The organism is Brevundimonas goettingensis, from assembly GCF_017487405.1.
GTDB classification, from domain to species: Bacteria; Pseudomonadota; Alphaproteobacteria; order Caulobacterales; family Caulobacteraceae; genus Brevundimonas; species Brevundimonas goettingensis.
The window spans coordinates 1,122,380-1,147,139 of record NZ_CP062222.1 but is presented as its reverse complement, the minus strand read 5'-3'; the positions used below and the strand labels follow the sequence as shown (position 1 = coordinate 1,147,139).

General features: G+C 67.9%; 30 protein-coding genes and 2 riboswitches. Of the genes, 15 read left to right on the top strand and 15 right to left on the bottom strand.

The genetic code is table 11. From position 1 onward, the window contains the following. Positions 1-28 precede the first annotated feature (28 nt). From rsmD to IFJ75_RS05685, 3 genes are all read right to left on the bottom strand, one after another. Positions 29-595, bottom strand: a complete 567-nt coding sequence (gene rsmD / locus IFJ75_RS05695; RefSeq protein WP_207931660.1) for a 16S rRNA (guanine(966)-N(2))-methyltransferase RsmD — start codon at positions 593-595, stop codon at positions 29-31. Next, positions 592-1,242: a TMEM175 family protein gene (locus IFJ75_RS05690; protein ID WP_207931659.1), complete on the bottom strand. Its 651-nt coding sequence runs from the start codon at positions 1,240-1,242 to the stop codon at positions 592-594. The genes rsmD and IFJ75_RS05690 overlap by 4 nt, the downstream gene beginning before the upstream one ends. A 62-nt stretch (positions 1,243-1,304) precedes the next feature. Continuing rightward, entirely contained in the window at positions 1,305-2,858 is a 1,554-nt protein-coding gene (locus IFJ75_RS05685; RefSeq protein WP_207931658.1) for a pseudouridine synthase, read from the bottom strand. 12 nt (positions 2,859-2,870) lie between these two features. Here IFJ75_RS05685 and tadA point away from each other — a divergent pair, with 12 nt between their 5' ends. The 3 genes from tadA (at position 2,871) to IFJ75_RS05670 (ending at position 5,192) form a co-directional block, all read left to right on the top strand. Further along, complete coding sequence (gene tadA / locus IFJ75_RS05680) at positions 2,871-3,332, top strand: tRNA adenosine(34) deaminase TadA (RefSeq protein ID WP_207931657.1); 462 nt, start codon at positions 2,871-2,873, stop codon at positions 3,330-3,332. Between the two features lie 32 nt (positions 3,333-3,364). Then, positions 3,365-3,790 carry an MliC family protein gene (locus IFJ75_RS05675; RefSeq protein ID WP_207931656.1) on the top strand — a complete coding sequence of 142 codons (426 nt, stop codon included), beginning with the start codon at positions 3,365-3,367 and terminating at the stop codon, positions 3,788-3,790. A gap of 133 nt (positions 3,791-3,923) precedes the next feature. Beyond that, complete coding sequence (locus IFJ75_RS05670; protein ID WP_207931655.1) at positions 3,924-5,192, top strand: hypothetical protein; 1,269 nt, start codon at positions 3,924-3,926, stop codon at positions 5,190-5,192. Here IFJ75_RS05670 and IFJ75_RS20075 read toward each other — a convergent pair. The 3 genes from IFJ75_RS20075 to IFJ75_RS05655 form a co-directional block, all read right to left on the bottom strand. After that, a complete protein-coding gene (locus IFJ75_RS20075; RefSeq protein ID WP_318781074.1) occupies positions 5,189-5,422 on the bottom strand; it encodes a GNAT family N-acetyltransferase in 234 nt (77 codons plus the stop codon). The two genes, IFJ75_RS05670 and IFJ75_RS20075, sit on opposite strands and share 4 nt — an antisense overlap. Positions 5,423-5,771: 349 nt before the next feature. Beyond that, positions 5,772-6,890 (bottom strand): 3-dehydroquinate synthase, encoded by a 1,119-nt coding sequence (gene aroB / locus IFJ75_RS05660; protein ID WP_207931654.1) that lies wholly within the window; start codon positions 6,888-6,890, stop codon positions 5,772-5,774. After that, entirely contained in the window at positions 6,887-7,480 is a 594-nt protein-coding gene (locus IFJ75_RS05655) for a shikimate kinase (RefSeq protein ID WP_207931653.1), read from the bottom strand. The genes aroB and IFJ75_RS05655 overlap by 4 nt, the downstream gene beginning before the upstream one ends. A 71-nt stretch (positions 7,481-7,551) precedes the next feature. On the opposite strand from IFJ75_RS05655, the gene IFJ75_RS05650 reads away from it, so the two are divergent. The 6 genes from IFJ75_RS05650 to IFJ75_RS05625 all read left to right on the top strand — a co-directional run bounded on the left by IFJ75_RS05650 (position 7,552) and on the right by IFJ75_RS05625 (position 11,272). Then, positions 7,552-8,466: a site-specific tyrosine recombinase XerD gene (locus tag IFJ75_RS05650; RefSeq protein ID WP_207931652.1), complete on the top strand. Its 915-nt coding sequence runs from the start codon at positions 7,552-7,554 to the stop codon at positions 8,464-8,466. A gap of 18 nt (positions 8,467-8,484) precedes the next feature. Further along, positions 8,485-8,709, top strand: a complete 225-nt coding sequence (locus tag IFJ75_RS05645) for a DUF1902 domain-containing protein (protein WP_207931651.1) — start codon at positions 8,485-8,487, stop codon at positions 8,707-8,709. Between the two features lie 144 nt (positions 8,710-8,853). Beyond that, the gene (locus IFJ75_RS05640) at positions 8,854-9,048 is read left to right on the top strand and encodes a type II toxin-antitoxin system HicA family toxin (RefSeq protein ID WP_207931650.1); all 195 of its coding nucleotides are present in this window, start codon (positions 8,854-8,856) and stop codon (positions 9,046-9,048) included. An 86-nt stretch (positions 9,049-9,134) separates the two neighbouring features. Continuing rightward, positions 9,135-10,085, top strand: coding sequence for an acetyl-CoA carboxylase carboxyltransferase subunit alpha (locus IFJ75_RS05635; RefSeq protein WP_207931649.1), 951 nt, complete (start codon positions 9,135-9,137; stop codon positions 10,083-10,085). A gap of 96 nt (positions 10,086-10,181) precedes the next feature. Continuing rightward, positions 10,182-10,769, top strand: coding sequence for a response regulator (locus IFJ75_RS05630; RefSeq protein WP_207931648.1), 588 nt, complete (start codon positions 10,182-10,184; stop codon positions 10,767-10,769). Beyond that, positions 10,769-11,272: a chemotaxis protein CheE gene (locus IFJ75_RS05625; RefSeq protein WP_207931647.1), complete on the top strand. Its 504-nt coding sequence runs from the start codon at positions 10,769-10,771 to the stop codon at positions 11,270-11,272. The genes IFJ75_RS05630 and IFJ75_RS05625 overlap by 1 nt, the downstream gene beginning before the upstream one ends. On the opposite strand, the gene IFJ75_RS05620 is transcribed toward IFJ75_RS05625, so the two are convergent. Further along, positions 11,273-13,177: an ABCB family ABC transporter ATP-binding protein/permease gene (locus IFJ75_RS05620; RefSeq protein ID WP_207932486.1), complete on the bottom strand. Its 1,905-nt coding sequence runs from the start codon at positions 13,175-13,177 to the stop codon at positions 11,273-11,275. It lies immediately after the preceding gene. A 247-nt stretch (positions 13,178-13,424) separates the two neighbouring features. Here IFJ75_RS05620 and IFJ75_RS05615 point away from each other — a divergent pair, with 247 nt between their 5' ends. From IFJ75_RS05615 to IFJ75_RS05595, 5 genes are all read left to right on the top strand, one after another. Beyond that, complete coding sequence (locus IFJ75_RS05615; RefSeq protein ID WP_207931646.1) at positions 13,425-13,784, top strand: AtpZ/AtpI family protein; 360 nt, start codon at positions 13,425-13,427, stop codon at positions 13,782-13,784. A 7-nt stretch (positions 13,785-13,791) separates the two neighbouring features. Beyond that, on the top strand, positions 13,792-14,565 hold the full coding sequence (locus tag IFJ75_RS05610) for a F0F1 ATP synthase subunit A (protein ID WP_207931645.1): 774 nt from the start codon (positions 13,792-13,794) through the stop codon (positions 14,563-14,565). 51 nt (positions 14,566-14,616) lie between these two features. Then, positions 14,617-14,847 carry a F0F1 ATP synthase subunit C gene (locus IFJ75_RS05605; RefSeq protein ID WP_207932485.1) on the top strand — a complete coding sequence of 77 codons (231 nt, stop codon included), beginning with the start codon at positions 14,617-14,619 and terminating at the stop codon, positions 14,845-14,847. A gap of 79 nt (positions 14,848-14,926) precedes the next feature. After that, positions 14,927-15,520, top strand: coding sequence for a F0F1 ATP synthase subunit B family protein (locus tag IFJ75_RS05600; protein WP_207931644.1), 594 nt, complete (start codon positions 14,927-14,929; stop codon positions 15,518-15,520). After that, entirely contained in the window at positions 15,520-16,032 is a 513-nt protein-coding gene (locus IFJ75_RS05595) for a F0F1 ATP synthase subunit B (RefSeq protein ID WP_207931643.1), read from the top strand. The genes IFJ75_RS05600 and IFJ75_RS05595 overlap by 1 nt, the downstream gene beginning before the upstream one ends. 72 nt (positions 16,033-16,104) lie before the next feature. On the opposite strand, the gene IFJ75_RS05590 is transcribed toward IFJ75_RS05595, so the two are convergent. The 8 genes from IFJ75_RS05590 to gcvT form a co-directional block, all read right to left on the bottom strand. After that, positions 16,105-16,581: a DUF6789 family protein gene (locus IFJ75_RS05590; RefSeq protein WP_225897011.1), complete on the bottom strand. Its 477-nt coding sequence runs from the start codon at positions 16,579-16,581 to the stop codon at positions 16,105-16,107. 158 nt (positions 16,582-16,739) lie between these two features. Next, the gene (locus tag IFJ75_RS05585) at positions 16,740-17,144 is read right to left on the bottom strand and encodes a hypothetical protein (protein WP_225897010.1); all 405 of its coding nucleotides are present in this window, start codon (positions 17,142-17,144) and stop codon (positions 16,740-16,742) included. A gap of 188 nt (positions 17,145-17,332) precedes the next feature. Further along, on the bottom strand, positions 17,333-18,253 hold the full coding sequence (locus IFJ75_RS05580; protein ID WP_207931641.1) for an SDR family oxidoreductase: 921 nt from the start codon (positions 18,251-18,253) through the stop codon (positions 17,333-17,335). A gap of 37 nt (positions 18,254-18,290) precedes the next feature. Further along, positions 18,291-19,862: an aminomethyl-transferring glycine dehydrogenase subunit GcvPB gene (gene gcvPB, locus IFJ75_RS05575; protein ID WP_207931640.1), complete on the bottom strand. Its 1,572-nt coding sequence runs from the start codon at positions 19,860-19,862 to the stop codon at positions 18,291-18,293. Further along, complete coding sequence (locus IFJ75_RS05570; RefSeq protein ID WP_207931639.1) at positions 19,862-20,386, bottom strand: surface-adhesin E family protein; 525 nt, start codon at positions 20,384-20,386, stop codon at positions 19,862-19,864. Before IFJ75_RS05570 ends, gcvPB begins: the two co-directional genes overlap by 1 nt. Next, complete coding sequence (gcvPA, locus tag IFJ75_RS05565) at positions 20,383-21,729, bottom strand: aminomethyl-transferring glycine dehydrogenase subunit GcvPA (protein ID WP_207931638.1); 1,347 nt, start codon at positions 21,727-21,729, stop codon at positions 20,383-20,385. The genes IFJ75_RS05570 and gcvPA overlap by 4 nt, the downstream gene beginning before the upstream one ends. Before the next feature lie 140 nt (positions 21,730-21,869). Beyond that, complete coding sequence (gcvH, locus tag IFJ75_RS05560) at positions 21,870-22,235, bottom strand: glycine cleavage system protein GcvH (protein ID WP_207931637.1); 366 nt, start codon at positions 22,233-22,235, stop codon at positions 21,870-21,872. An 11-nt stretch (positions 22,236-22,246) separates the two neighbouring features. After that, a complete protein-coding gene (gene gcvT, locus IFJ75_RS05555; RefSeq protein WP_207931636.1) occupies positions 22,247-23,362 on the bottom strand; it encodes a glycine cleavage system aminomethyltransferase GcvT in 1,116 nt (371 codons plus the stop codon). A 56-nt stretch (positions 23,363-23,418) separates the two neighbouring features. Next, positions 23,419-23,507: riboswitch (glycine riboswitch) on the bottom strand. Between the two features lie 4 nt (positions 23,508-23,511). Further along, positions 23,512-23,610: riboswitch (glycine riboswitch) on the bottom strand. 110 nt (positions 23,611-23,720) lie between these two features. On the opposite strand from gcvT, the gene IFJ75_RS05550 reads away from it, so the two are divergent. Continuing rightward, positions 23,721-24,755: an alpha/beta hydrolase gene (locus tag IFJ75_RS05550; RefSeq protein WP_207931635.1), complete on the top strand. Its 1,035-nt coding sequence runs from the start codon at positions 23,721-23,723 to the stop codon at positions 24,753-24,755. Positions 24,756-24,760 lie beyond the last annotated feature (5 nt).

Sequence of the window (24,760 nt, the reverse complement as noted above, 5' to 3'; positions counted from 1 at the left end):
CACGCGGCGTGAGGGTCAAGCGCGTTTTTCAGTCTTCCTTGCGGAGGAACAGCACCCGGGCGGCGCCGTAGTCGCGGGCGTCGAGCCGCTCATAGCCCGGCGTCTCGATCTCTGGCTCGCCGGAGCCGCGTTCGAACACGACAATCGCACCGGGCTTGAGCCAGTCGCCCTTGAGCAACTCGGCCAAGGTCTGTTCGCCCAGCCCCTTGGCATACGGCGGGTCGAGGAAGGCCAGGTCGAAGGCCTCGGCGATCGGGCCGGGGCGCGGACCGAGGTCGGTGGCGCTGCGGCGCAGGACGCGGGTCGAGCCGAACAGGTGCCAGGCCTCGACATTGTCGCGGATCGCGCCGCGCGCGCCGTCATCGGTCTCCACGAACAGGCAGAAGCCGGCGCCGCGCGATACCGCCTCAAAGCCGAGGGCGCCCGAGCCGGCATACAGGTCGATGACGCGCACGCCCTGCAGGCTCTCGGCCCAGGATGCGTGTTCCAGGACGTTGAACACGGCCTGACGGGCGCGGTCGGAGGTGGGGCGAGTGTTCTGTCCCTCAGGCGCGACGATGGCGCGGCCCTTCAGCGATCCGGCGACGATTCTCATGCGGCGACGGCGGCCGGACCAAAGCGCTTGGCGGCGAACACGCGGAAGCTGATCAGGAGGGTCAGGCTCACGGCCAGGCCGATCACGATCCACAACGGCGCGCGGCCGAGCGCCAGCAGTGTCAGGCCGCAGCACAGGCCGGGCATCAGAGTCTGCATCAGGAAGGCCGAAAAGCGCATCATCGCATGCTGGCGTGGCCGGATCACATCGGCGACGAAGGCCGCATAGCCATAGGTCAGGCCCTGGGCCACACCGGTCAGGGCAACCAGCGAAAGGTAGATCAGGAAGGCGTCGCCTCCGTGCGGATTCTCATAGAGCAGCGAGGTCGCGAACGGCATCAAGGCAATCCCGGCCAGGACGAACAGGTTCAGCACGAACACCCCGCTCGTGAACCGGGTCATCTTCAGGAAGCAGCGGCGGTGGGCGTTCCACAGCACGCCAATGACCGCGAAGCTGATGGCGAAGGCGCCCAGCATCTTCCAGCTGGCGTTCATCAGCCCGGCAAAGGAGCCGTCCCAGCCGTGCGGAACATGCAGCTCGATCGACAGGAGCGTGATCGCGATCGCGAACACCCCGTCCGAGAAGAACAGCAGCCGATCGAGGCCGGGGTCCCCCTGGTGGGCGATCTCGTGGGTATGGTCGGTCATGGCGTCCCCCGGCGGTGTCGGAACAGGTTCCAACGCCGCCCCTGCCGCGTCAACGGTCGGCGTCAGCCGCGCGGCTTGCGCGGACCGGTCGGGCGGGCGCCGCCGGCCGGGCGACCGCTCGTGCCGGAGGGGCGTGCGCCGCCTTCGCCGCGCGGCTTGAAGTCGCGCTTCGGCCTGTCCCCATCGCGGGCCCAGGTCGAGGATTTGGGACCGATGATCTGGTCCTCACGCGGCTTGAACGGGCGCTTGGGCCGGTCGCCGTCGGCGGCGGCGCCTTCACGCGGAACCCATGCCTTCTTGGTCGAGGGACCGCGCGGGCTGGGCGGCGCGGCCTTGGCCCAACCGGCCTTCTTGGCGGGGCGGTTGGCCTTTTCGATGCTCTGGGCGGTCGCGGTCTCGGCGGCGCGGACGCGGCTGGGCTTGCGCGACGGGTCGGACAGGGCCGAGCCGGACTTGCCCGTCACCACCGGCATGCCGCCGCGACGGCCGGGAACGGGCGCCGGGGTCTGGACGGTGTTGCCCTGGGGCAGGTTCTCGGGGCGGATATGTTCGCCCAGCAGTTCGCGGATGACCCGGGGACCAACCTCCTCGACCGCGCCGGACGGCAGGGTGCCGAGCTGGAACGGGCCGTAGGCCAGGCGGATCAGGCGGTTGACGGTCAGGCCGACCGACTCCAGCACCTTGCGGACCTCGCGGTTCTTGCCCTCGGAGATCTGGACGCTGATCCACAGATTGGCGGACTGGCCGCCGTCCTCATTGGTCTTGGCCTTGTCGATGGTCGCCTCGACCGGGCCATAGCGGACGCCGTCGACGGTGACGCCGTCCTTCAGGGTGTCGAGCGTCGCCTGGGTGATGCGGCCGCGGGCGCGGGCCCGGTACTGGCGCACCAGGGCCGTGGTCGGCAGCTCCAGCGCGCGGCTGAGTTCGCCGTCGTTGGTCAGCAGCAGCAGGCCTTCGGTGTTGATGTCCAGACGGCCGACCGAGATCACACGCGGCAGGCCGGCGGGCAGGCTGTCGAACACGGTCGGGCGTCCGCCCGGATCGTTGTGCGAGGTCAGCAGGCCGACGGGCTTGTTGTAGCGCCAGACGCGGGTCGCCTGAACCGCCGCGATGGGCTTGCCGTCCACGGTGATCACGTCGTCGCGGGTGACCAGGGTCGCCGGCGTGTCGAGGATGCGGCCGTTGACCGCCACCTTGCCCAGACCGATCAGCCGCTCGACCTCGCGGCGCGAGGCGATGCCGGCGCGGGCCATGGCCTTGGCGATCCGTTCGGTGCGCTTGGGCTCTTCGGGCGCCGCCTTGGCGTCCTTGCCCTTGGCCGGGCCCTTGCCGAAGCCCTTGCCCACCGCGCCCTTACCGGCGTTCTGGTCGTCAGCCGAATAGCGTTTGCCCTTGATCGGCTTCTCCGGACGCGCACCCTTGTCCGGAGCATAGGCCCGACCGCCGAAGGATTTGCCACCGCCGGAGCCCGGTTCCTTCTTCTCGGTCGTAAAGAATTTGGCGCTCGCCGAGCCGGGGCGCGCGGCGCCGCTCTTCGGCCGGTCGCCGGGTTTGTGCGCCCTCAACTCTTGACTGGGGCGGGGCTTCTTGTCGTTGTCGTCTGTATGGCGGGCCATGATGAGCGGTTCATGCGCATGGCATTGGACCTTGCGCAAGCGGCGGCGGACGCAGGCGAGGTCCCCGTGGGCGCCGTTATCGTCGACGAATCGACCGGCGAAGTGGTCTCCACGGGCGAAAACGGCCCCGTAGCGGCCCATGATCCCACCGCCCACGCCGAAATCGTTGCGCTGAGGCGCGCAGGCGCCGCACTGCAAAATTATCGCCTTACCGGCCTGACCCTCTATGTGACGCTCGAGCCCTGCGCCATGTGCGCCGGAGCGATCAGCCATGCTCGAATCGGCCGCGTGGTCTGGGCGGCGGACGATCCCAAGGGCGGAGGGGTCATCCACGGGCCGAAAATCTTCGACCAGCCGACCTGTCACTGGCGTCCCGTCGCCGAGGCCGGGCCCGACGCCGCCGAGGCCGGGGGAATGCTGCGCGACTTCTTCCGCAAGCGTCGCATGGGAACGGTGAAGCCTGACCGGCGTTAGCCGTCCAAGCGTCGCCTTGGAGGGCTCATTTCTTGACCAGACCGGATCTTCCGCAGTCGATCATCTTTTGCGGTCTGGCGGCCCTCGCCGTCCTGGCCGCCTGCGGCAAGGAGCCCAAGGCCGCTCCGACCAGCGGCGACGAGGTCAAGCAGCGCGCCATCGAGGCCCAGACCGCCCGCAAGCGCACCGGCGCCGAGGTTCAGGACCGGGCCCTGAACCGCGTGATCCGCACCGTCTACCTTTGCAACAACGGCGAACGGCTGTCGGTCGATTTCGACAATCCGCGCCAGATGGCCACGGTTCGCAACTCCAATGGCGAGGCCGTGGACCTGTTCCAGGAACGCGCCGCCGACGGCATCTGGTACAGGGCCAGCGCCTATGAACTGCGCGGCAAGGGCGTCATGGCCACCTGGACCGCCGACGGCCTGCAGCCGACCGACTGCCGCGCGGTGGATTGACGCCCAGACAACTTTTCCTTGAAAAACCCCGAAAGCCCGATTTAAAAACGACGTTGGGCGAACGGGGAAATTCTACATGCACGGCAAGAGGGCCGGTTACCACAGCCTTGTCTGTGGAGTGTTTCTAAGCGCGATGGCTGGCGCGGCTCTGGCCCAGACCGCGCCGCTGGACACGGTCACCACAACCACGACCACGGTCACCACCAGCCAGGTGTCCAATCGGAAGCCGATCGGCTGCGAGGTCGGGGGCCGCGGCCTGCTCGGGGTCAATGCCTTCCGGCAGGGCGATCTCCCGGCGCGGGAATGCGCGATCCAACTGCTGGAGCAGGACACCGCGCCCACGCCCCAGGCCTCCTATGCGACGACGCGAAGCCACGTCAGCCTGTTGCATGGCTTCTACATCCGCCGCGCCGAGCGCCAGCAAACCTTCATGGACCTTGGGGCGGCCATCACCGTCGTCGGAGCGGCAGGCGCGTTCGAGGGCGGCATATCCGACAGCACCCGCACCGCCTGGACCATCACGGCCATCGTCCCCAGCGTCATCAGCCGGTTCAACGCCTATGAGCCGACCCGGGAGCTGTTTCACGGCGGCGCGTTGGCCACGCAGCTGATCACCTACCGCTACGACCGCTTCAACCGACTGCTGTCACTCTCGACCCTCGCTCCGCCGATCGACTGCACCGGCATTGGAACCGTGTCGAAAGACATCGTGGCGAAGCGCGCCAGCCTCGGCATCGATCCCAACGGCGTCGTCCTTCAGGAGGTGCAGCGTCTGGAAAAGAGCTGCGGCGAAATGAAACGGCGCAATGACGCCATCACCTATTCGACCAACTACGCCAGCCGACTGGCCGGCATGATGGCCCAGGACTACGCAGGGGACATCCTGCTGCTGGATCAGGCGCTCGTCGCCCGGGACCGCGACCTTCGCTACACCCCCTTCGAAACCCTGACGGCCATTGTCGCGAGCCCGCTGAGGGCCGCCGATCTGCTGCTGACCGGTGAGGACACCAAGGCCGCAATCGACAGCCTGAAGATCACGATCGCCTTTTCGGGCCTGAACCGGAACCTCGCCCAGATCACCCTGCCCCCGCTTCCGGCGGCGCCCGCGGGTGGTGCGGTGACGCCTTCATTGTCGGCGGCCGCCGCGGGCCTCGGGGGCAAGGGAACTGCGGATCCGCTGTCCGTCATCGTCATAGACGCGCAGCGTGAAGGCGACCAGATCAGTGCCTGGCAGGATCAGACGGCGTTTCGCGAGACGCTGGCGACCCAGCTGATCGGCGTGGCGGGGGCGAACTATCTGAGCTTTACCTACGACGCGGCGACCAGCACGACAGTGGTCGCGCTCGGGCCGCCGCCGCAGACCTCGCCGATCGCGACGGCCACCACGGCAAACAAGCCCTAGTCGAACGTCGCCAGCCGCGCGTCCAGCCCATCACGCACCGACGGCCAGTCCTCGTCCAGAATGGCGAACTGGGCGGTGTCGCGGATGCGGCCGGTGAAGGTGATCTTGTGCTTGCGCAGGATGCCTTCGTCGCGGGCGCCCAGTTTGCGGATGGCGGCCTGACTGGCGGCGTTGACGCCGTCGGTGATGATCTCGACCCGCACCGCGCCCGCCGCGAAGGCATGGGCCAACAACAGGCGCTTGCAGGCCGGATTGACCGCCCCGCCCCGCGCCTCGGGCCATAGAAGGTCGAACCGATCTCGCAGCGACGATGCTCGGGCCGGATCTCATAGAGGCTGGTCGTGCCGACGAGGGCGCCGTCCTCTTTCCGGCGCACGGCCCAGGCGACGCGGCTTCCGGCCGCCATGGCGCTCATCGCCGAGGCCCACCAGCCGTCGAAATGTGGTCCGTAGGCGGCGCTGACCATGATGTCCCAGGAGGCGGCGTCGCAATCCAGCGCGGCGCGCATCTCGTCCTTGAGGTCGGCCGTCAGGGGCTCCAGCCGCACGAACCGGTCCTCAAGGACCACGGCCTCGATCCTCACGCGGCGCCCTGTTCCTGCAGGAAGGCCTTCAAGTCCGCCGCATCGACGGTCTTCTCGACGAAGGCGTCGCCGATGGCGCGGGCGATGACCAGCGTCAGCCGCCCGCCCTCGGCCTTCTTGTCACCGGCCATCCGGGCGATCAGGGCATCGGCGGTGAAGTCTCCCGCCTGTTTGAGGCGCGTCGGCAGGCCGGCGGCGGCGATGGCGGCGTCAACCGTCTCGACCTCCTCCGGATCGCACAGGCCGAGCCGGGCGGAATACTGGAAGGCCAGGACGCAGCCCAATGCGACGGCCTCGCCGTGCGCCAGGGCCGCCTCCTCGAAGCCGAGCTCGGCCTCGACCGCATGGCCGAAGGTATGGCCGAGGTTGAGCAGGGCGCGACGGCCCGCCTCCTTCTCGTCCTCGCCGACGATGCCGGTCTTGATCTCGACCGAGCGGACCACGGCGCGTTCCAGCGCGGCCGGATCGCCGGTCGCGCCCCCCGCCCCGTCTCCGGAGAGCCAGTCGAAGAAGGCGGCGTCGCAGATCAGGCCATGCTTGAGCACCTCGGCCCAGCCGGAACGCAGCTGCACCGGCGGCAGGGTGGCCAGGACGTCGATGTCGGCCAGGACCAGCCGCGGCTGGTGGAAGGCGCCGACGAGGTTCTTGCCGCGCGGGGTGTCGATGGCCGTCTTGCCGCCGACAGAACTGTCGACCTGGGCCAGAAGGGTCGTGGGGACCTGAACGAAGTCGATGCCGCGCATATAGAGAGCCGCCGCCAGACCGGCGAGGTCGCCGACCACGCCGCCGCCCAGGGCCACGACCACATCCTTGCGGTCTAGCCCGGCCTCCAGCAACCGGTCCATCAGCCGTTCCAGCTCGGCGAAGGATTTGGAGCCCTCCCCCGCCGGCACGGCGATGATCTGGTTCGCGACACCCGCCGCCGTCAGGGAGGCCGACAAGGCCGGGCCGTGGATCGCCGCCACCGTCTCGTCGCTGATGACCACCGTCCGGCCACGCGTCAGGGGCGCGATCCGCTGGCCCGCCGTCGCCAGCAGTCCCCGTCCGACCACGACGTCATAGGGGGCGAAGGCGCCGCCGCCGACCGGGACGACGGTCACGGGAAGGTCGGTCATCGGGCGCCCTCCCCGGTCTTGGCCCCGGCTTCGGCCCGATACGCATCCAACGCCTTGACGATAGCCTCCACGGCCTCGGCGTGGGCGCCACCGCCGACATCGACGGTGACGTCGGCCTGGCCATAGACGGGATAGCGGACCTCGGCCATGGCGCGCAGGGCCTCGGCCGGGTCCTTTCCGCGCAGCAGGGGCCGGGTGTCGCGGCGCTGGACCCGGGCGGCGATGATCCTGATGTCGGCCCTGAGCCAGACGGTGATGGCGTGCTGCTTCAGCAGGGCCCGGGTGTCGGCGTTCAGTATGGCCCCGCCGCCGGTCGCCAGCACCATGGGCGGACCTTCCAGCAGCCGCTTCATGACCCGGGCCTCGCCGTCGCGGAACTCGGCCTCGCCCAGCCTGGCGAAGATGTCCGACACCGTCATCCCGGCCGCCGCCTCGATCTCGTCGTCACCATCGGCGAACGGCAGGCCCAACCTCTGGCCCAGACGCCGTCCGACCGTGGATTTTCCCACACCCATGAGCCCGACGAGGGCTATGGTGCGGTCATGACGCTTCTGGGCATCGGGATTCGGCGTAGGGGACGGGGAAGCCATAACCGTTCGATCCTCTACACGATGCATTCCATGTCGCCAGACCTTCCAGACCAAAGCTTGGGCGCAAAAGCATGAGCGGGATCGTCTCCTCGCCCCGGATCGAGGCCTTTCTGGAGATGATGGCGGTCGAGCGCGACGCCTCGCCCCACACCCTGTCGGCCTATGCGCGCGATCTGGCCGACGCCGAGGCGGGGGTCGGGAAAGGCGGGCTGATCGCGGCGGACGAGACGGCGATCGAGGACTGGTACGCCTCCCTCTCCCTGCGCGGCCTGTCGGCCGCGACGGCGGCGCGGCGGCGCTCGGCCGTGCGGCAGTTCTACCGATTCGCCCTGGGCGAGGGTTGGCGACAGGACGATCCCTCGCGCCGCCTGGACGCGCCGAAGCAGGGCCGCCCCCTGCCCAAAACCCTGAGCCGCGAGGAGATCGAGGCCCTGCTGGCCGCGGCGGGCAAGGACGACGGCGCGGGTGCGACGCGGATGCTGGCCCTGGTCGAACTAGCCTATGCCTCGGGCCTGCGGGTGTCGGAGTTGCTGGCGCTCAGGGTCGAGGCCGTGCGGCGCGACCCCGCCTGGCTGATCGTGCGCGGCAAGGGCGGCAAGGAGCGGCTGGCGCCCTTGAACAGCGCGGCGCGCGCGGCGGTGAAGGCCTGGCTGGAGGTCCGCGACGCCAGAAAGCCGAAAAAGGGTCCGGACAGCCCGTGGCTCTTCCCCTCGACCGGCGCCGAGGGCCATCTGACGCCGCGCCGTTTCGCCCAGCAGCTGGATCAGGCCGCCATCGACGCAGGCATCGACCCGGCCCGGGTCAGTCCCCACGTCCTGCGCCACGCCTTCGCCACCCACCTGCTGGAGGGCGGCGCCGATCTCCGCGTCGTCCAGACCCTGCTGGGCCACGCCGACATCGCCACCACCCAGATCTACACCCACGTCGCCACCGACCGCCTGACCCAGGTGGTCAACCAGCACCACCCCTTGGCGAAGGACGACTAGGCGCGCATATTCGAGACCATGAGCGAGCCCTTCTACGTCAAGGCGATCTGGGATCCTGAAGCCGGGGTCTGGTACAGCGAATCCAACATCCAGGGCCTGACGCTGGAGACGGCGACCCTGGCCGAGTTCGAGTCGCTGGCGAAACATTTCGCGCCGGAACTTCTGGCGGAAAATCTGGGTCTGAGCGGGGAAGTGCCGGTTCGGTTCGAAGCTTCGGGCGGCTTCGACGTCATCGCAGCCTGATCCCCCAACCTTCGGCTCTGATTTTACAACAACTTGGTGAAACAGCGCCCAAATCCGGATTGAAAACGCGGGATTTTTTTCAGCTCCGTCCACCCCCTCACCCCGCCACCTCACTGTCGCGTCAGACCTGACTGGATGTTCGCGATGCCCAAGGATTTCTACCCCGAACTGACCGCCCTCCTTCTCACCGCCGGCTGGCGTCGGGCCGAGAACGCCAAGGGGAGCCATGAGAAATGGCGTCATCCCGACAAGGGCTATGCGATCACCGTGCCGCGCTCCAAGAGCCGGCACACCGCCAACGGCGTCCTCAAACAGGCCGGATTGCCAAAGGCCTTCTGAACCCCGCTTGCCGCGAAGCGTTACCGGCTCTAGGTTCCGCCGCTTCTCAAGGGCGGCCCTTCCCCGCTCGCCCATCCGGACGCCACATGGCCACGCACTACCTCGATTTCGAAAAGCCCATCGCCGAACTCGAGGAGAAGATCGAGGAGCTGGGGCTGCTGGCCTCGACATCCGGTTCGTTCGAGACCGAGATCGCCGGCCTGCGCAAGAAGGCCGAGCAACTGCGCAAGAAGACCTATGCCGGCCTCGACCCGTGGATGAAGACCCAGGTGGCCCGCCATCCCGAGCGTCCCCACTTCGTCGACTATCTGGACGGGCTGTTCACCGACTATGTCGAGCTGCGCGGCGACCGCCAGTTCGGCGACGACCAGGCCATCCTGGGCGGTCTCGCCCGGTTCCGCGGCCAGGCCGTGGTGGTCATGGGCCACGAGAAGGGCCACGACACCGCCACCCGCCTGACCCACAATTTCGGCATGGCCCGGCCCGAGGGCTATCGCAAGGCCGTGCGGCTGATGGATCTGGCCGATCGGTTCGGCCTGCCCGTCCTGTCCTTCGTCGACACCGCCGGCGCCTATCCGGGCCTGGGCGCCGAGGAGCGCGGTCAGGCCGAGGCCATCGCCCGCTCGACCGAGCGCGGCCTGACCCTGGGCGTGCCCTTCATCACCACGGTGACCGGCGAAGGCGGATCGGGCGGCGCCATCGCCCTGGCCGCCGCCAACCGGGTGCTGATGCTGGAGCACTCCATCTATTCGGTGATCTCGCCCGAGGGCGCGGCCGGCATCCTGTGGCGCGACGGCGCGCGGGCCAAGGACGCGGCCATGGCCATGAAGATCACCGGCCCTGACCTGATGGCGCTGAAGATCGTCGACCGCCTGATCCCAGAACCCGTCGGCGGCGCACACGCGGACCGGGAAGAGACGGTCAGGGCCGTCGGCGACGTGGTCGAGGAAGAGCTGAAGGCCCTGACGCCCCTGTCGCCTGATCAGCTGCGCAAGCAGCGGGCGGACAGGTTCTACGCCATCGGTCGCGCGGCCTGATCAAACCCCACATAGGGGTTCGGCCACACCTTGCGTTAACCGCTTGTCCACGGCCGCCTGACACCTTGCGGTAGTGAAACAAACTGCGCACCGGTCATGAGCAACAGCTTCAACGAGAACCTGCGTGAAAGCGCGGTGTTCAACCTCAGCAATGCCGTGACCATGGTGGTGGACGATTCGGCCTTCGGGCTCGATCTCACCACCCTCGCCCTGCGCGGTTTCGGCATCCAGGTCCGCTATTCCTGCTTCAGCGCCGCCGACGCCATCAAGATCCTGGGGGACCATCAGGTCGATCTGATCCTCGTGGACTGCGAGATGCCTGGCATGGACGGCCATGAGTTCGTTCGCTGGGTCCGCAACTCGGGTCTGGAACCCAACGCCTATATCCCGATCATCATGACCGCCGCCCACGTGCGCAAATCCAAGGTCGGCGACGTGCGCGACTGCGGCGCCAACTATCTGGTGACCAAGCCGTTCAGCGCCGCGAGCCTGCTGGAGCGGCTGATCTGGGTGGCCCGCGACACCCGGCCTTTCCTCGAGGTCGGCGAATACAAGGGGCCCGACCGCCGGATGCGAGAGGCCCGCCCCCGCGACCGCAACGAACGGCGCGCCGACATGATCGCCCTCAATGAAAAGAAGGCACGGACCTTGGCCGAGGCCATCGAAACCGCGGAGCCCATCTGATGGTCGTCGTCCTCAGAAAAGAGCGGAAGTCGCGACTGTCGGCCATGATCGATCAGGCCGGCGGCATCAGCGTCGGCGTGGCTCTGGCCCAGGCCCGGGCCCATCTGGAAACCCTCCAGGCCCAGAGCCAGGCCATCGTCGGCGAACGCGTCGCCGAACTGGCCGCCTTGAAGCCCCCCGCCCCCGACGCGCCCGACGCCCGGCAGGTGCTGGAGCACGTCTATGATCTGGCCAGCGCCGTCATCGATGCGGCGGGACCGTTCGAGCTGATCGACCTGTGCGCCGTCGCCGCCGGCCTGTGCGACCTGATCGACGCCGCCGCCGAGGATCGCCCGTTCGACTGGCGTATCGTCACAGTCCACGCCCAGTCGATGCAGTTGATCCTGAGCCTGCCGCCCGAAGCCGTGGCCGAGCGCGCCCAGGTTCTGGACAGCCTCAAACAGGTCATGGCCAAGAAGATTCCCGCCGCTCCCGGTGAAGCCAACGAGATCGACCCGGCCTGATCAGTCGCTCGCCTGCAGGGCCTCGGCCCGGGCCGCACGGGCGCCGCGCGTCTGCTTCTTCCACAGCGCCGCATATTCCCCGCCGACACGGGCCACCAGTTCGTGGTGCGCGCCGCGCTCGACGATGCGCCCGGCCTTGAGCACCAGAATCTGATCGGCGTCGGCGATGGTCGACAGCCGGTGGGCGACGACCAGGGTCGTACGGCCCGCCTGGGCCTTTCTGAGCGTCTTCTGGATCGCGGCCTCGGTGCGGCTGTCCAGGGCGCTGGTCGCCTCGTCGAGAATCAGCAGGCAGGGGTCGGCCAGCAGGGCGCGGGCGATGCCGACGCGCTGACGCTCGCCGCCCGAAAGTTTCAGGCCGCGCTCGCCGACCTTGGTGTCCATGCCGTCGGGCAGATTGCGGATGAAGTCCGCCAGTTCCGCCGCCTCGGCCGCGGCCCAGATCGCCGCCTCGTCCGCATCAGGGCGGGCGAAGGCGATGTTGACCCTCAGACTGTCGTTGAACAGGGCCACGTCCTGCGGCACCAGGGCGACCGCCTGACGCAGTGAGGACTGGGTCACGTCGCGCAGATCGCGCCCGTCGATCAACACCCGGCCCGACTGCGGGTCCAGAAGCCGCAGCGCCAGCTTGACGATGGTCGATTTGCCCGAGCCCGAGGGGCCGACAAGGGCGGTGGTCGTGCCGGGCGCGGCGAAGAAATCGACATCCTCCAGCCCATTGGCGCGGGCGTCATGGCGGAAGGAGACGCCCTCGAAAGCGATCGAACCGCCGCGCGCATCCGCCGCCCGGGGCAGGTCCGGCGCGCCCGCCGCATCGGCGACCTGGGGCGTCTGGCGGGTGATCTTGAGCATCTCCTCCATGTCGATGAAGGACTGGCGGATCTCGCGATAGGCGAAGCCGAGGATGTTCAGCGGGGCGTAGAGGGAGATCATGATCAGGACGGCGGCGGTGACGTCGCCGGGGCCCATCCGGCCGGCGGCGGCCTCGAACCCGGCCAGCACGGCCATGACCCCGAGCCCGACGTTCATGATCAGGGCCTGGACGCCGTTCAGCAGGGCCAGGGAGGTGTTCGCCTTGAGCGCCGCGACATTATAGGCGCCGAGCGCCCGGTCGTAGCCCTCGGCCGCGCGCGCCTCGGCCCCGAACGACTTGACCGTCTCGTAGTTGAGCAGGGCATCGACGGCGAGGCCGGCGGCCTCCGAATCGGCGGCGTTCATCACCCGGCGGTGCTCGATCCGCCAGTTGGACACCCCGAAGGTCAGGCCGGTGTAGATGACCACCACGACGACGGCGACGGCTGCGAATCGCCAGTCGTACTTGCCGCCCAGCACGGCCGCGGCCAGCGCCAGTTCCACGACCGTCGGGACCAGGTTGAAGGCCAGGATGCGCAGCAGGAAATCGACCGACCGCGCGCCCCGGTCCATCGTCCGCGACAGGGAGCCCGACCGCTTGGTCTGGTGGAAGTCCAGCGACAGATTGAGCGCGTGGGCGAAGGTCTCGGCGGCCGTGCGTCGCTGGGCCGCAGCCCGCACGGGAGCGAAGACGACATCGGAAATCTGGGGCGTGGCCGCCGACAGGAAGCGCACCATGGCCCAGCCCACGGCAAAGGCCGCGAAGCCCAGGCCGACGGAGACGCCCGCCCCCTGCCCGCGCGACAGGTGATTCACCGCCGCGCCCAGCACCAGGGGCGCCAGCACGCCCAGACCCTTGCCCGCCAGGGTCAGCAGAATCGCCGCGATCAGCCTCAGGCGGAGCTGCGGCGCGCCCGAGCGACCGACCAGCCGCGTCAGATCGGCCAGGGCGGCGAAGGTGTTGGGGTCCTCGAGTTTGTCGGTCGGAGCCCCCGCCCGGGCCTCCGGACCCTTGTTGCGTCCGCCACGCCCGCCGCGCTCACTGCCTCTCATCGTCATCGCCTGCATATGGATGGCGCCGCACCCGGAAGAAAGGGCGATGGACGAACCGTCCCCTGTGACAATCCCCTCCCCCCGCGGCGACGCTTCGTCACACCACCATGGGGATAAAAAATCTTTCGCAGGATCAGCAACTTAGACAGGCTGTAACACGCCTTGACCAAAGCGCCCCTCGCCTATAGGTTCCGCGCCGAATTCAGACCCCGTCCGGGCTTGCCGGGACGTCGAGCCGATACAACCCATGTCCCAACCGACGGAATCGCGCGAAGAGGCGATCAAACGCCTCAACGACAGCGCTTCCTCGCTGGAGGCGCGGACCCGGAGCCAGATCTCTCAGGAGCTGGCGGGTCAGAAGGCAGCCTCGCAGGCATGGCGGATTCTCGCCGACCTGCTGGGCGGCGTATTTGTAGGCCTGATCCTGGGCCTGCTCGTGGACCGGTTCGCAAACACCAGTCCGTGGGGAACGATCGGCGGCGTCCTTCTGGGCTTCGGCGTGTCACTGTGGATGGGCTGGCGGACGTCGCAACGTCTTATGGCTGAAGCAAAAGCAACTGGAGTGGAGCCGGAGACGGTTCCCCTCGACGAAGACGAAGAAGACTAAGGGGCCCATGGCTGATCCGCTTCACCAGTTTCGAATTCAGAAATACGTCGATCTCCCCGACGTAACCCTGCCTGTCATCGGTCACGTCGACCTCGCCTTCACCAACTCGCACCTGGCGATGACCATCGGCTTCCTCGTCGTGGTTCTGTTCCTGCAGCTGGTGACCATGAGCGCCAAGGTCGTTCCGGGTCGTCTTCAGGCTTCGGGCGAGACCCTGTTCGGCATGATCGACAACATGACCGACTCGATCATCGGTCATGACGGCAAGAAGTATTTCCCGTTCGTCTTCGCCATCTTCACCTTCATCCTGGCGATGAACATCCTCGGCCTGTTCCTCAGCTTCACCGCGACCTCGCAGCTGGCCATCACGGCGACCTTCGGCGTCATCGCCTTCTCGGTCGTGGTGGTCGTCGGCTTCGTCAAGAACGGCCTGGGCTTCTTCAAGCTGTTCTGGCCCACCGGCGCCCCGCTGGTGATGCGCCCGGTCGTCGGCCTGATCGAGTTCTTCTCCTTCCTGCTGCGTCCCCTGACCCTCACCCTTCGTCTGTTCGGCAACATGCTGGGCGGTCACGTGGCGCTGAAGGTGTTCGCGGGCTTCGTGGCCACGGCCGTCATCGGCGGCGCCGGCTGGCTCGGCATCCTGATCGCCCCGCTGTCGATGGGCATGACCGTCGGCCTGACCGCGCTTGAGTTCCTCGTCGCCTTCCTTCAGGCGTTCGTTTTCGCTGTTCTGACCTGCATCTACCTGAACGATGTGGTCAACCTGGACCACGCCCACTAGGGGCCGGTTCAGTATTTTCCTACCAAACCAACTAACTAGGACTAGAGAATGATGGAAGTAGCAGCCGCCAAGGCCATCGGCGCCGGCCTCGCAATGACCGGCATGATCGGCGCCGGTATCGGCGTCGGCAACATCTTCGGCAGCTTCCTGACGGGCGCCCTGCGCAACCCGTCGGCCGCCGCCTCGCAAGTCGGCAACCTGTTCGTCGGCGCCGCCCTGGCGGAAGCCCTGGGCATCCTGTCGTTCGTCATCGGCTTCCTGCTGTACAGCGGCGCCAACTAAAACCGACATCGCGCGCGTGCGGGCCCTGGCGGTCCGCACGCGTCGACGATGACGTCACTGTTCAAAGACCAGGCGATCGATGACCACACCCCCCGTCCATGCCGTGCCCTCTGACGCGCCCCATGCGGTCGCGCCGGCAGACACCCACGCCACGACCGAAGCCGCCCACGGCGGCGAACACGGTTCCGGCGGCCTGCCGCAGTTCGAGTTCCAGCACTGGTTCGGGCAGATCGTCTATCTGGTCTTCCTGTTTGTCATTCTCTACGCGCTGATCGCCAAGGTCTTCGCCCCGCGCATGCGCCGGGTGTTCGACGAGCGCGCGTCGACCATTTCCACCGCCGTCGAGACCGCGCGTCAGGTCCAGGCCGAGGCCGCCGGCCAAGCCGAGCAGGCCAAGGCCGAGGTCGCCGACGCCCGCGCCAAGGCCCGCGCCACCGCCGCCGCCGCCAAGGCCCGCGTCACCGACGAAGCCAACCGTCGCGCCGCCGAGGAAGAAGCCGTGGTCAGCGCCCGCATCGCCGAGGCCGAGACCGCTATCGGCAAGACCCGCGACGCCGCCATGGCCAATGTCTCGACCATCGCCACCGACACCGCCTCGGCCATCGTCGAGCACCTGACCGGCAAGGCGGCCACCGCCGCTGAAGTCGCCGCCGCGGTCAAGGGAGCCGCCTGATGGAATTTTTCAACCCCGAACTCTATGCGCTCGACAACCCGGAACTCTGGGTCGCAGTCGCCCTGGCGCTGTTCTTCGTCATCCTGGTCGTCGCCGGTGTGTTCAAGATGGTCGGCGCCCAGCTGGACGCCAAGGCCGCCAAGATCCAGTCCGAACTGGACGAGGCTGCCCGTCTGCGCGCCGAGGCCGAAGCCCTGCTCAAGCAGATCCGCGCCGAGAAGGCCGAGGCTGAAGCCCAGGCCGCCGAAATGCTCCGCGCCGCCGAGGCCGACGCCCGCGTCATGGAGACCGAGGCCAAGGCCAAGCTGGAAGAAACCCTCGCCCGCCGTCAGGCCCTGGCCGAGCGCCGCATCGCCCAGGCCGAGGCCCAGGCGTCCGCGGAAGTGAAGGCCGCCGCCGCCGACTTGGCGTCGCGCGCCGCCGAGCAAATCCTGACCGCCCGCGTTTCGGGGCAGAAGAGCGATCCGATGCTCGACGCCGCCATCGCCCAGATCAGCGCCCGCCTCAACTAGAAGCGGCCGTTCCGGCAACGACATCAGGCCCCGCCGGCGACGGCGGGGCCTTTTTCGTGGCCCCGACCGAAGTCAGTGGGCGGGAATGCCGCCGGCCGACATCAGCTTGGCCGCCTTCTTCTCGCGCGTGACCAGCTCGCCATAGACGAGCCCCAGCACGATCCCGAACACCACATTGGTGATCAGCAGCCAGGCCACGACGCCGAAGCCGGCGTCACCGGCGAAGGTGCTCGGTCCGCCGAACAGGAAGACGCCCGTCATCATGATGACGAAGGCCCCCACCGAGAAGGCGATGCCCTTGGTGGCCTGGGTGTCGGTAGGCAGCCGGGGGCAGAGAATGCCGAACAGCGGCCCGAGGACGACGGTCCCCATCAGGAAGTGGGCGATCCAGCCGACGGCGACATTGCCGTCCATGCCGATCATACTGGCCACGATGGCCGGAAACGACGGGGTGAACCACGGCCCCGCGAACTGATTGATCCCTTCGAGAACGAAGACGACCACTGTGGCCGCCAAACCGGCGACCAGTCCCTTTTTAACGCGTGACATCATAACGACAGCGCCTCCCAACGCCTTTTTCCGTTCCGATAACGCAGGGACGAGTCTACGCCTGTCTCAGCAGGGCGCCATTCTGCCGTATTCACAAGCGCGTGCTTCGCGCGTGCGACAACGCAGGCGCGAAAAGCGTCGTTTTTGTCAGGGTCAGATCAGGCGAAGGCCGGCTTGCGCGGCGTGCGGCGCAGACGTTTGCGCCAGCCCTTGAGGGGCCGGTTGGCGCGGCGCAGCACCAGCTTCTCGGCCCGCAGCGCCTGTTGCCAGAAGACCGGCGCGAACTCCGGACGCTTCCGCATCAGGCGGCGGAACGGATAGACCCACTTCGGCCGGGCGTACTGGGCGCGGATAAACAGCCGCTTGGCCTTCCACGATCCGCGCAGGATCAGGACCAGACCCAAGGTCACCACCGGAATCCCGCCGGGCCCCGGCAATGGCCCGATCAGCAGGCCCAGGATGACCACCAGCACGCCCGCGAACACCAGCGCCGAGCGCTTGAGCGCGCGCAGCGGATCGCGGGAGCGAGGCTGGAAATCGGACAGGGTGGGTGCGAAGGTCACGGGAGGTCCAGATAGGAAGACAGTCTGTTCTGACAACGTCCCCGGGGTTCTCCGGGTCCACGATCTGGCCGGAAAGCCCGGACCGTGACGACCTTGCCACAACGGTGTTTACAATCTGCTTCGGTGGCTGAACCGAGGCTGAACGGTGAAGGTTTTGTAAGCCTGCCCCCACCTGCCCTCGCCCGTGCTCAGAAGGTCACGCCTGTCAGCCCCTCCGAGGCGGTCCAGAGCTTGGTCGCGACCTCGGGGTCCATCGCCTGGGGCCGGATGTCGGCGATTCCCGGTGGGCCCTTCATGTCGTTCCAGCCCTGAGGCCCGAAATACTGACCGCCGACGACACCCGACGCTGTCGCGGCCATCAGGGTCGGTAGCGCGCCGTCAGCCGCCGAATGGCTCAGAACGGGCGCCAGCAGGCTGACGCCCCATTCGAACAGGGAGCCGCCGTCCACCGCCGGGCCGTTGGCGATCAGATCGGTGCGGGCGAAGCCGGGATGGGCCGCGACGCTGGTCAGGCCCCAGCCGTTGGCCCGACTGCGGCGGTCCAGCTCGACGGCGAACATCAGCATGGCCAGCTTGGACTGCTGATAGACCGGCCAGGCTCGATAGCCGCGCTCATGGTTGAGGTCGTCCAGGCGGATACGGCCGCCCTTGTGGGCGATGCTGGCCAGTTGAACCACGCGTGCCTGCCCTGTTGTCAGCAGCGGCAGCAGCCGCGCCGTCAGGGCGAAGTGGGACAGGTAGTTGGTCCCGAACTGCATCTCGAACCCGTCCGCCGTCGTCTGGCGCCTGGGCAGGGCCATGACGCCGGCGTTGTTGATCAGGATGTCGATCGGCCGGCCCTCGGCCAGCATCTCGTCCGCGAACTCGCCCACCGAGCTCAGACTGGCCAGATCGACCTGTTCGAACCAGACCTTGGCGCCCGGGTGGCGCGTGCGGATCAGGGCCGCGGCGTCGCGTCCCTTGGCCGGATTGCGGCCGACGAGGGCCACCTCGGCGCCGGCGCCCGCGAGGGCAAGCGCCGTCTCCAGTCCCAGCCCGCCGGTCGCCCCTGTGACGACGGCCAGCTTGCCGGAAAGGTCGGGGATGTCGCGAACGGTGAAGGCGGCCATACCGACGATGTCGGCGCGATCCGCCCTCCCCGCAAGCCTATTCGGCGGCGATATTCGTCCCGGCCGGAGCCGACCAGCGCAGCACCGGCGAGCGGGCGGCGCGGGTTTCGTCCAGACGCTTGAGCGGGGCATGGAAGGGCGCGCCCTTGAAGCGGTCGACGTCGCCGGCCTTGGCCGCTTCCGCCAGCAGGCGCATGGCGTTGATGAACCGGTCCAGCTCCTGCTTCGATTCCGTCTCGGTCGGCTCGATCAGCATGGCGCCGTGGACGACGAGCGGGAAATACATGGTCATCGGGTGGAAGCCCTCGTCGATCATCGCCTTGGCGAAGTCGAGGGTGGTGACGTCCGTGCCCTTCAGCCATTCGTCGTCGAACAGGGCCTCGTGCATGCAGGGGCCGTCGGGGAAGGCCGGGCTCATAAGATCCGACAGGCGGGCCTTGATGTAGTTGGCGTTCAGGACGGCGTCCTCGGCAACCTGACGCAGGCCGTCCGAACCGTGGCTCATCATGTAGCTGAGGGCGCGAACATACATGCCCATCTGGCCCTGGAAGGCGCAGAGGCGGCCGAAGGCCTGGGCGGCGTCGCCCTCCTCCCGCTCGATCAGCGAATAGCCGTCAGCGTCATGCACGACCCAAGGGGCCGGGGCGAAGGGCGCCAAGGCTTCCGACAGCACGACCGGACCCGCGCCCGGACCGCCGCCGCCGTGGGGCGTGGAGAAGGTCTTGTGCAGGTTGATGTGCATGGCGTCGACGCCGAGATCGCCCGGGCGCACCCGGCCGACGATGGCGTTGAAGTTGGCGCCGTCGCAGTAGAAATAGGCGCCCGCCTCATGCGTCAGGCGGCTGATCTCCAGGATGTCGCGCTCGAACAGGCCGCAGGTGTTGGGGTTGGTCACCATGATGGCGGCGACGTCGTCACCCAGCTTGGAGGCCAAGTCGGCGACGTCCACGCGGCCGTCGTCGGTCTGGGCCACTTCCACGACCGTATAGCCGACGAAGGCGGCGGTCGCCGGGTTGGTGCCGTGGGCCGAGGTCGGGACCAGCACCTTGCGGCGCTTCTCGTGCTCGCCCTTGGCCTCGTGGGCCGCGCGAATGGCCATCAGGCCGCACAGTTCGCCATGGGCGCCGGCCTTGGGCGACAGGGCCACCGCGGGCATGCCGGTCAGGGTCTTCAGCCAGTGCGCCAGGGTGTCCATCAGCTCCAGCGCGCCCTGCACCGTCGACTGCGGCTGCAGCGGGTGGATGTCCGAGAAGCCCGGCAGGCGCGCCATCTTCTCGTTCAGACGCGGGTTGTGCTTCATCGTGCACGAGCCCAGCGGATAGATGGCCAGGTCGATGGCGTGGTTCTTCTGGCTCAGGCGCACATAGTGGCGCATCGCCTCGGGCTCCGACAGGCCCGGCAGACCGATCGGATCGCGACGGACCAGGTCGCCCAGGTCCCCGCCGTCGGTGGCGGGCTCGGGCAGGTCGACGCCAGTCTTGCCCCAGCCGTCGCTCTCGAAGATCAGATGCTCGTCCTGAAGCAGGCCGCGCGCGCCGGTCAGGGTCGCGGGCTTGGACTGGACTTGATTGGGGGCGGTCGGGCGGCCGATAGTGTTCATGGTGCTCATTACGGAGCCTTCTCGTCAAAGAAATAGGTGCCTTCGCAGACGGTATGTCGAAGATCGTCCCACAGGACGAAGTTGAGCGCTTTCCACGCGTTCGCACCGGGAGGCGGAACCTCGGTCGACGTGCCGGTCAGGTCGTTGCCGCTGTACATCAAACCCTCGATGTGCACGGTCCCGCCTTCCGCGCACTGGTATCTCTGGAGGATTTTGAACGACCGGAAGCCGACAGCCTCTGCGGTAGCAGCGTCGTAGATTTCCCAGTGCTGCCACGCCTCACCGAAGGCGTCAGCCTTGGTCACCGTGCTCCGATCCACCCAGACCACCGCTGAACCCGGAATCATCGTCGCCAGATCGAGGATGTTCTCGGACGGCACATTGTCCTTGATCCACTGAGCCAGCACCGAAGGCTCGGCGTAGGTCCCCTGCTCCCGCCGGATCAAGGGCGGCTGATTGCCTTGATTGACCTGAGCGTGGGCCGGCGCAGAAGCGACCAGAGTAAAAGCCAACGCGGCGACGCGAAGGATCATGCCGCCAGCACCTTCATAAGGCTCTTGGCGAGAAGCTGGATATCGACGTCCAGCGTGGTTTCGGTGGCGGCGACCAGCAGGACGTCATCCATGCCGGCGTCGGGCGCCAGACGGCTGTAGGGCACGCCGGCCAGCAGGTGGTGATCGGCCAGGGTCTGGACGACCTCGGCGGCGTTCTTCGGCAGACGCACCGCGAACTCGTTGAAGAAGCGCGGCGTCAGGATCTCAACGCCCGGAATGGCGGCCAGGGCGTCGCGGGTCGCCACGGCCTTCTCGTGGTTCAGCAGGGCCAGTTTGCGCAGGCCCGTCTCGCCCAGCAGGCTCATGTGGATGGTGAAGGCCAGGGTGCAGAGGCCGGAATTGGTGCAGATATTCGACGTCGCCTTGTCGCGGCGGATGTGCTGCTCGCGCGTCGACAGGGTCAGGACGAAGCCGCGCTCGCCGTCGGCGTCCACGGTCTCGCCGGTCAGGCGGCCCGGCATCTGGCGGATCAGCTTTTCGCGGCAGGCGAACAGGCCGACGTAGGGTCCGCCGAAGTTCAGGGCGTTGCCGATCGACTGGCCCTCGGCGGCGACGATGTCGGCCCCCATCTCGCCCGGCGACTTGAGCAGCCCCATCGACACGGCCTCGGTGACCACGACGATCAGCAGGGCGCCGGCGGCGTGCGCGGCCTCGGCGATCTTGGTCACGTCGGTCGCGGTGCCGAAGACGTTCGGGGTCTGGACGACGACGCAGGCGGTGTCCTTGTCGATCGCATCGATGACGGCGGCTTCCGCATCGACGGCAGCGGCCAGGGCTTCGGTCTCGACGCCGACGGCATGGACCACGGTCTCGGTGGCGCGGACATAGTGGGGATGCACCCCGCCCGAGATGACCGCCTTGTTGCGGCGGGTGACGCGGGTCGCCATCAGCACACCCTCGGCCATGGCGGTCGAGCCGTCATAGAGCGAGGCGTTGGCGACCGGCATTCCCGTAAGGTTCGCGACCTGGGTCTGGAACTCATAGAGGTACTGCAGCGTGCCCTGCGCGATTTCCGGCTGGTACGGGGTGTAGCTGGTCAAGAACTCCGAGCGCTGGATGATGTGATCCACCGTCGCGGGCACATGGTGCTTGTAGGCGCCCGCGCCGCAGAAGAAGGGCGCCGAGCCCGCCGCGACATTGCGCCCGGCCATCTTGGACAGGGCCCGCTCCACCTCCAGTTCGCCCGCCACGCGCGGCAGGTCGACGAAGCCCTCGCGCCTCGCGGCTTCGGGCACATCCACGAACAGGTCGTCGATCGATTTGACGCCGATGGCGGCGAGCATCGCCTCACGGTCGTCGGCGGTCAGGGGGAGGTAGCGCATGTTCTATTCCGCTCATCCCCGCGAAAGCGGGGACCCAGTGCTTTGGGCGAGGACTGTCGCCGGGGAGGACGATCCGCTCATCCCAGCCCGTGCCTCGCGACAGGGCTGGGTCCCCGCTTTCGCGGGGATGAGCGGAGAAACTAAAGCGTGGTCAGATATTCGTCGTACGCGGCCTGATCCATCAGACCGTCCAGCGCCGAGGCGTCGGAGATCTTGATCCTGGCGAACCAGCCGTCGGCTTCCGGGGCCGAGTTGACGGTCTCCGGGGCGCTGCCCAGGACGTCATTGGCCTCGACCACCTCGCCCGAGACGGGGGCGTAGACGTCCGAGGCGGCCTTGACGCTCTCGACCACGGCGAAGCTGTCGCCCTTGGTGACGGTCTTGCCGACTTCGGGGACTTCCACGAACACCACATCGCCCAGGGCGTCCGCGGCGTGTTTGGAGATGCCGACGGTGGCGATGTCGCCGTCGACGCTGACCCACTCGTGATCCTTGGTGAATTTCATGGCTGGGGCTCTCAGGCTTTGGGTTTGCGGTAGTAGCGGGAGGCGACGAAGGGCATGGCGACGACCTCGGCGGCGGCGGGCTTGCCACGCACCAGAACCTTCAGCTCCGTGCCCAGTTCGGCGAATGCGGGGGGCACATAGCCCATGGCGATGTTGCGGCCCAAGGTCGGCGACGGGCCGCCCGAGGTCACCTTGCCGATGAGGTTGCCGTCCAGATCGGCGACCTCGGCGCCCTCGCGGGCCGGGGCGCCTTCCTTGACGCTCAGGCCGACGCGGACGCGCGAGGGGCCCTCGGCCAGTTCCTTCAGGATACGCTCGGCGCCGTTGAAGTTCGCGGCTTCCTTGCGTGACTTGGACAGGGCGAAGGTCAGGGCGCCTTCGACCGGCGAGGTCGTGGGGTCGATGTCATGGCCGTGCAGAGGCAGGCCGGCCTCCAGACGCAGGCTGTCGCGCGCGCCCAGACCGATCGGCTTGACGCGGGCGTCCTCGAGGATGGTGTTCCAGATGCGCTCGGCGTCGGCGGCCGGGACCGAGATTTCATAGCCGTCCTCGCCGGTGTAGCCCGAGCGGGAGACGAAGCAGTCGACCCCGAACAGCATGAGCCGGGCGCAGTCCATGAAGCCGAATTCGGCCAGGACCGGCTCATGCTTCAGCATCACCTCGGCGGCTTCGGGACCCTGGATGGCGATCAGGGCGCGGTCGTCCAGCACCGTCAGGGTGGCGTCGCCTTCGAGATTGGCGGCCCAGAAGGCGAAGTCCTCGTCCTTGTTGCCGGCGTTGACGACGACGAACAGGCCGTCGTGGTCGGGCTTGCCGGCCATCAGGTCGTCGATGATGCCGCCGTCGGTGTTGAGCAGCAGGGAATACTTCTGCTTGCCCGACTTCAGGATCTGGTAGTCGCCCGGCACGAAGCGCTCGAACTGGGAAATGGCGTCGGCGCCGGTGATCTTGCACTGGCCCATGTGGCTGACGTCGAACAGGCCGGCGTGTTCGCGGGTCCAGCGGTGCTCGGCCAGGACGCCCTCATACTGGACCGGCATGTCATAGCCGCCGAAGCCGACCATGCGGGCTCCGAGCGCGCGGTGCGCGGCGTTCAGGGGCGTGGTCTTCAGGGTCTCGTCGGTCATGTGTCGGCTTTCCAGAGTCGCGTTCAGTGGCGGAAGCTCCGCCGTCCTCGCGCCCCCGCTGTCCTGAAGCCTGAGAGATTCCGACGCCCTTAAAAGAGGGGCGGCATTGCTCCGTCGGCGCGGTCCAAGGACCGACTTTCCAGCGTCCGAATGTCCTCGCGGTCCGTTTGCCTGAGCGTTTCCGGGGCGGTTGCGCCTTCGGCTCCGGGTCGCCCCGAAAGGCACCCGATCTCTCCCGCGAGAGCGAGGCGACCTAGGCCCCGACTCCGACCGGGAGTCAAGCTTGGGCGGAGGAACAACCGCGCGATATCGGGATTAACACCGGCATCGCCCCCCGCCTGAATATTCGGAGAAGCCTATGTCTATCCTCGACAAAATCCTCGGCAAAGACGACCAGCCGCGCAATACCCCCGCCAAACCCGACATGATGATGGGCAAGGTGCTGGACACCCTGGCAGGTCTGGGCGGCAAGCCGATCGAGACCCTGTCGCCGCAGGAGGCGCGCCTCCAGCCGACCCCGACCGACGCGGTGAAGAAGATTCTGCGGGAGACGATCAAGGACGAGGACCCGACCCTGGGCATCCAGACCCGCGACATCACCATCGACGGCGCCGCCGGCCCGCTGCAGGCCCGGATCTACAGTCCCAACCTCGACAGCGACGACCTGAAGCCGCTGGTCGTCTATTTCCACGGCGGCGGCTTCGTCATCGCCGACCTCGACGTCTATGACGGCGGCCCGCGCGGGCTCAGCCGCTTCGCCGACGTCGTGGTCCTGTCGGTCCACTACCGTCAGGCGCCAGAGAACAAGTTCCCCGCCGCCCATGACGACGCCGTCGCGGCGTACAAATGGGCGCTCGCCAATGCCCAGACCATCGGCGGCGATCCGCGCAAGGTCGCGGTGATGGGGGAAAGCGCCGGCGGCAACCTGGCCATCAACGTCTCCATCGCCGCCCGCGACCAGGGCCTGCAGGCCCCGGCGCATCAGGTGCTGGTCTATCCGCTGGTCGGCAATGACATGACCACCGAGAGCTATGTCGAGAACGCCGCCGCCAAGCCGCTTAACAAGCCGATGATGGAGTGGTTCGTGAAGCACACCTTCAACGATCAGAGCGAAACCGCCGACCCGCGCATCAATGTCGTGGGCGCGGCCGACCTGCGGGGCCTGCCCTCCTCCACCGTGATCACCGCCGAGATCGACCCCCTGCGCACCGAGGGCGAAAACCTGGCCGAAAAGCTGGAGGCGGCCGGCGTCGACACCCGCGCGAAGACCTTCAACGGCTCGACCCATGAATTCTTCGGCATGGGTCTGGTGCTGCCAGACGCGGCTGTGGCGCAGCAATTCGCAGCCCACGACCTGAAAAAGGCCTTCGGGACGGCGATCCTGCCGATCTGATCCGG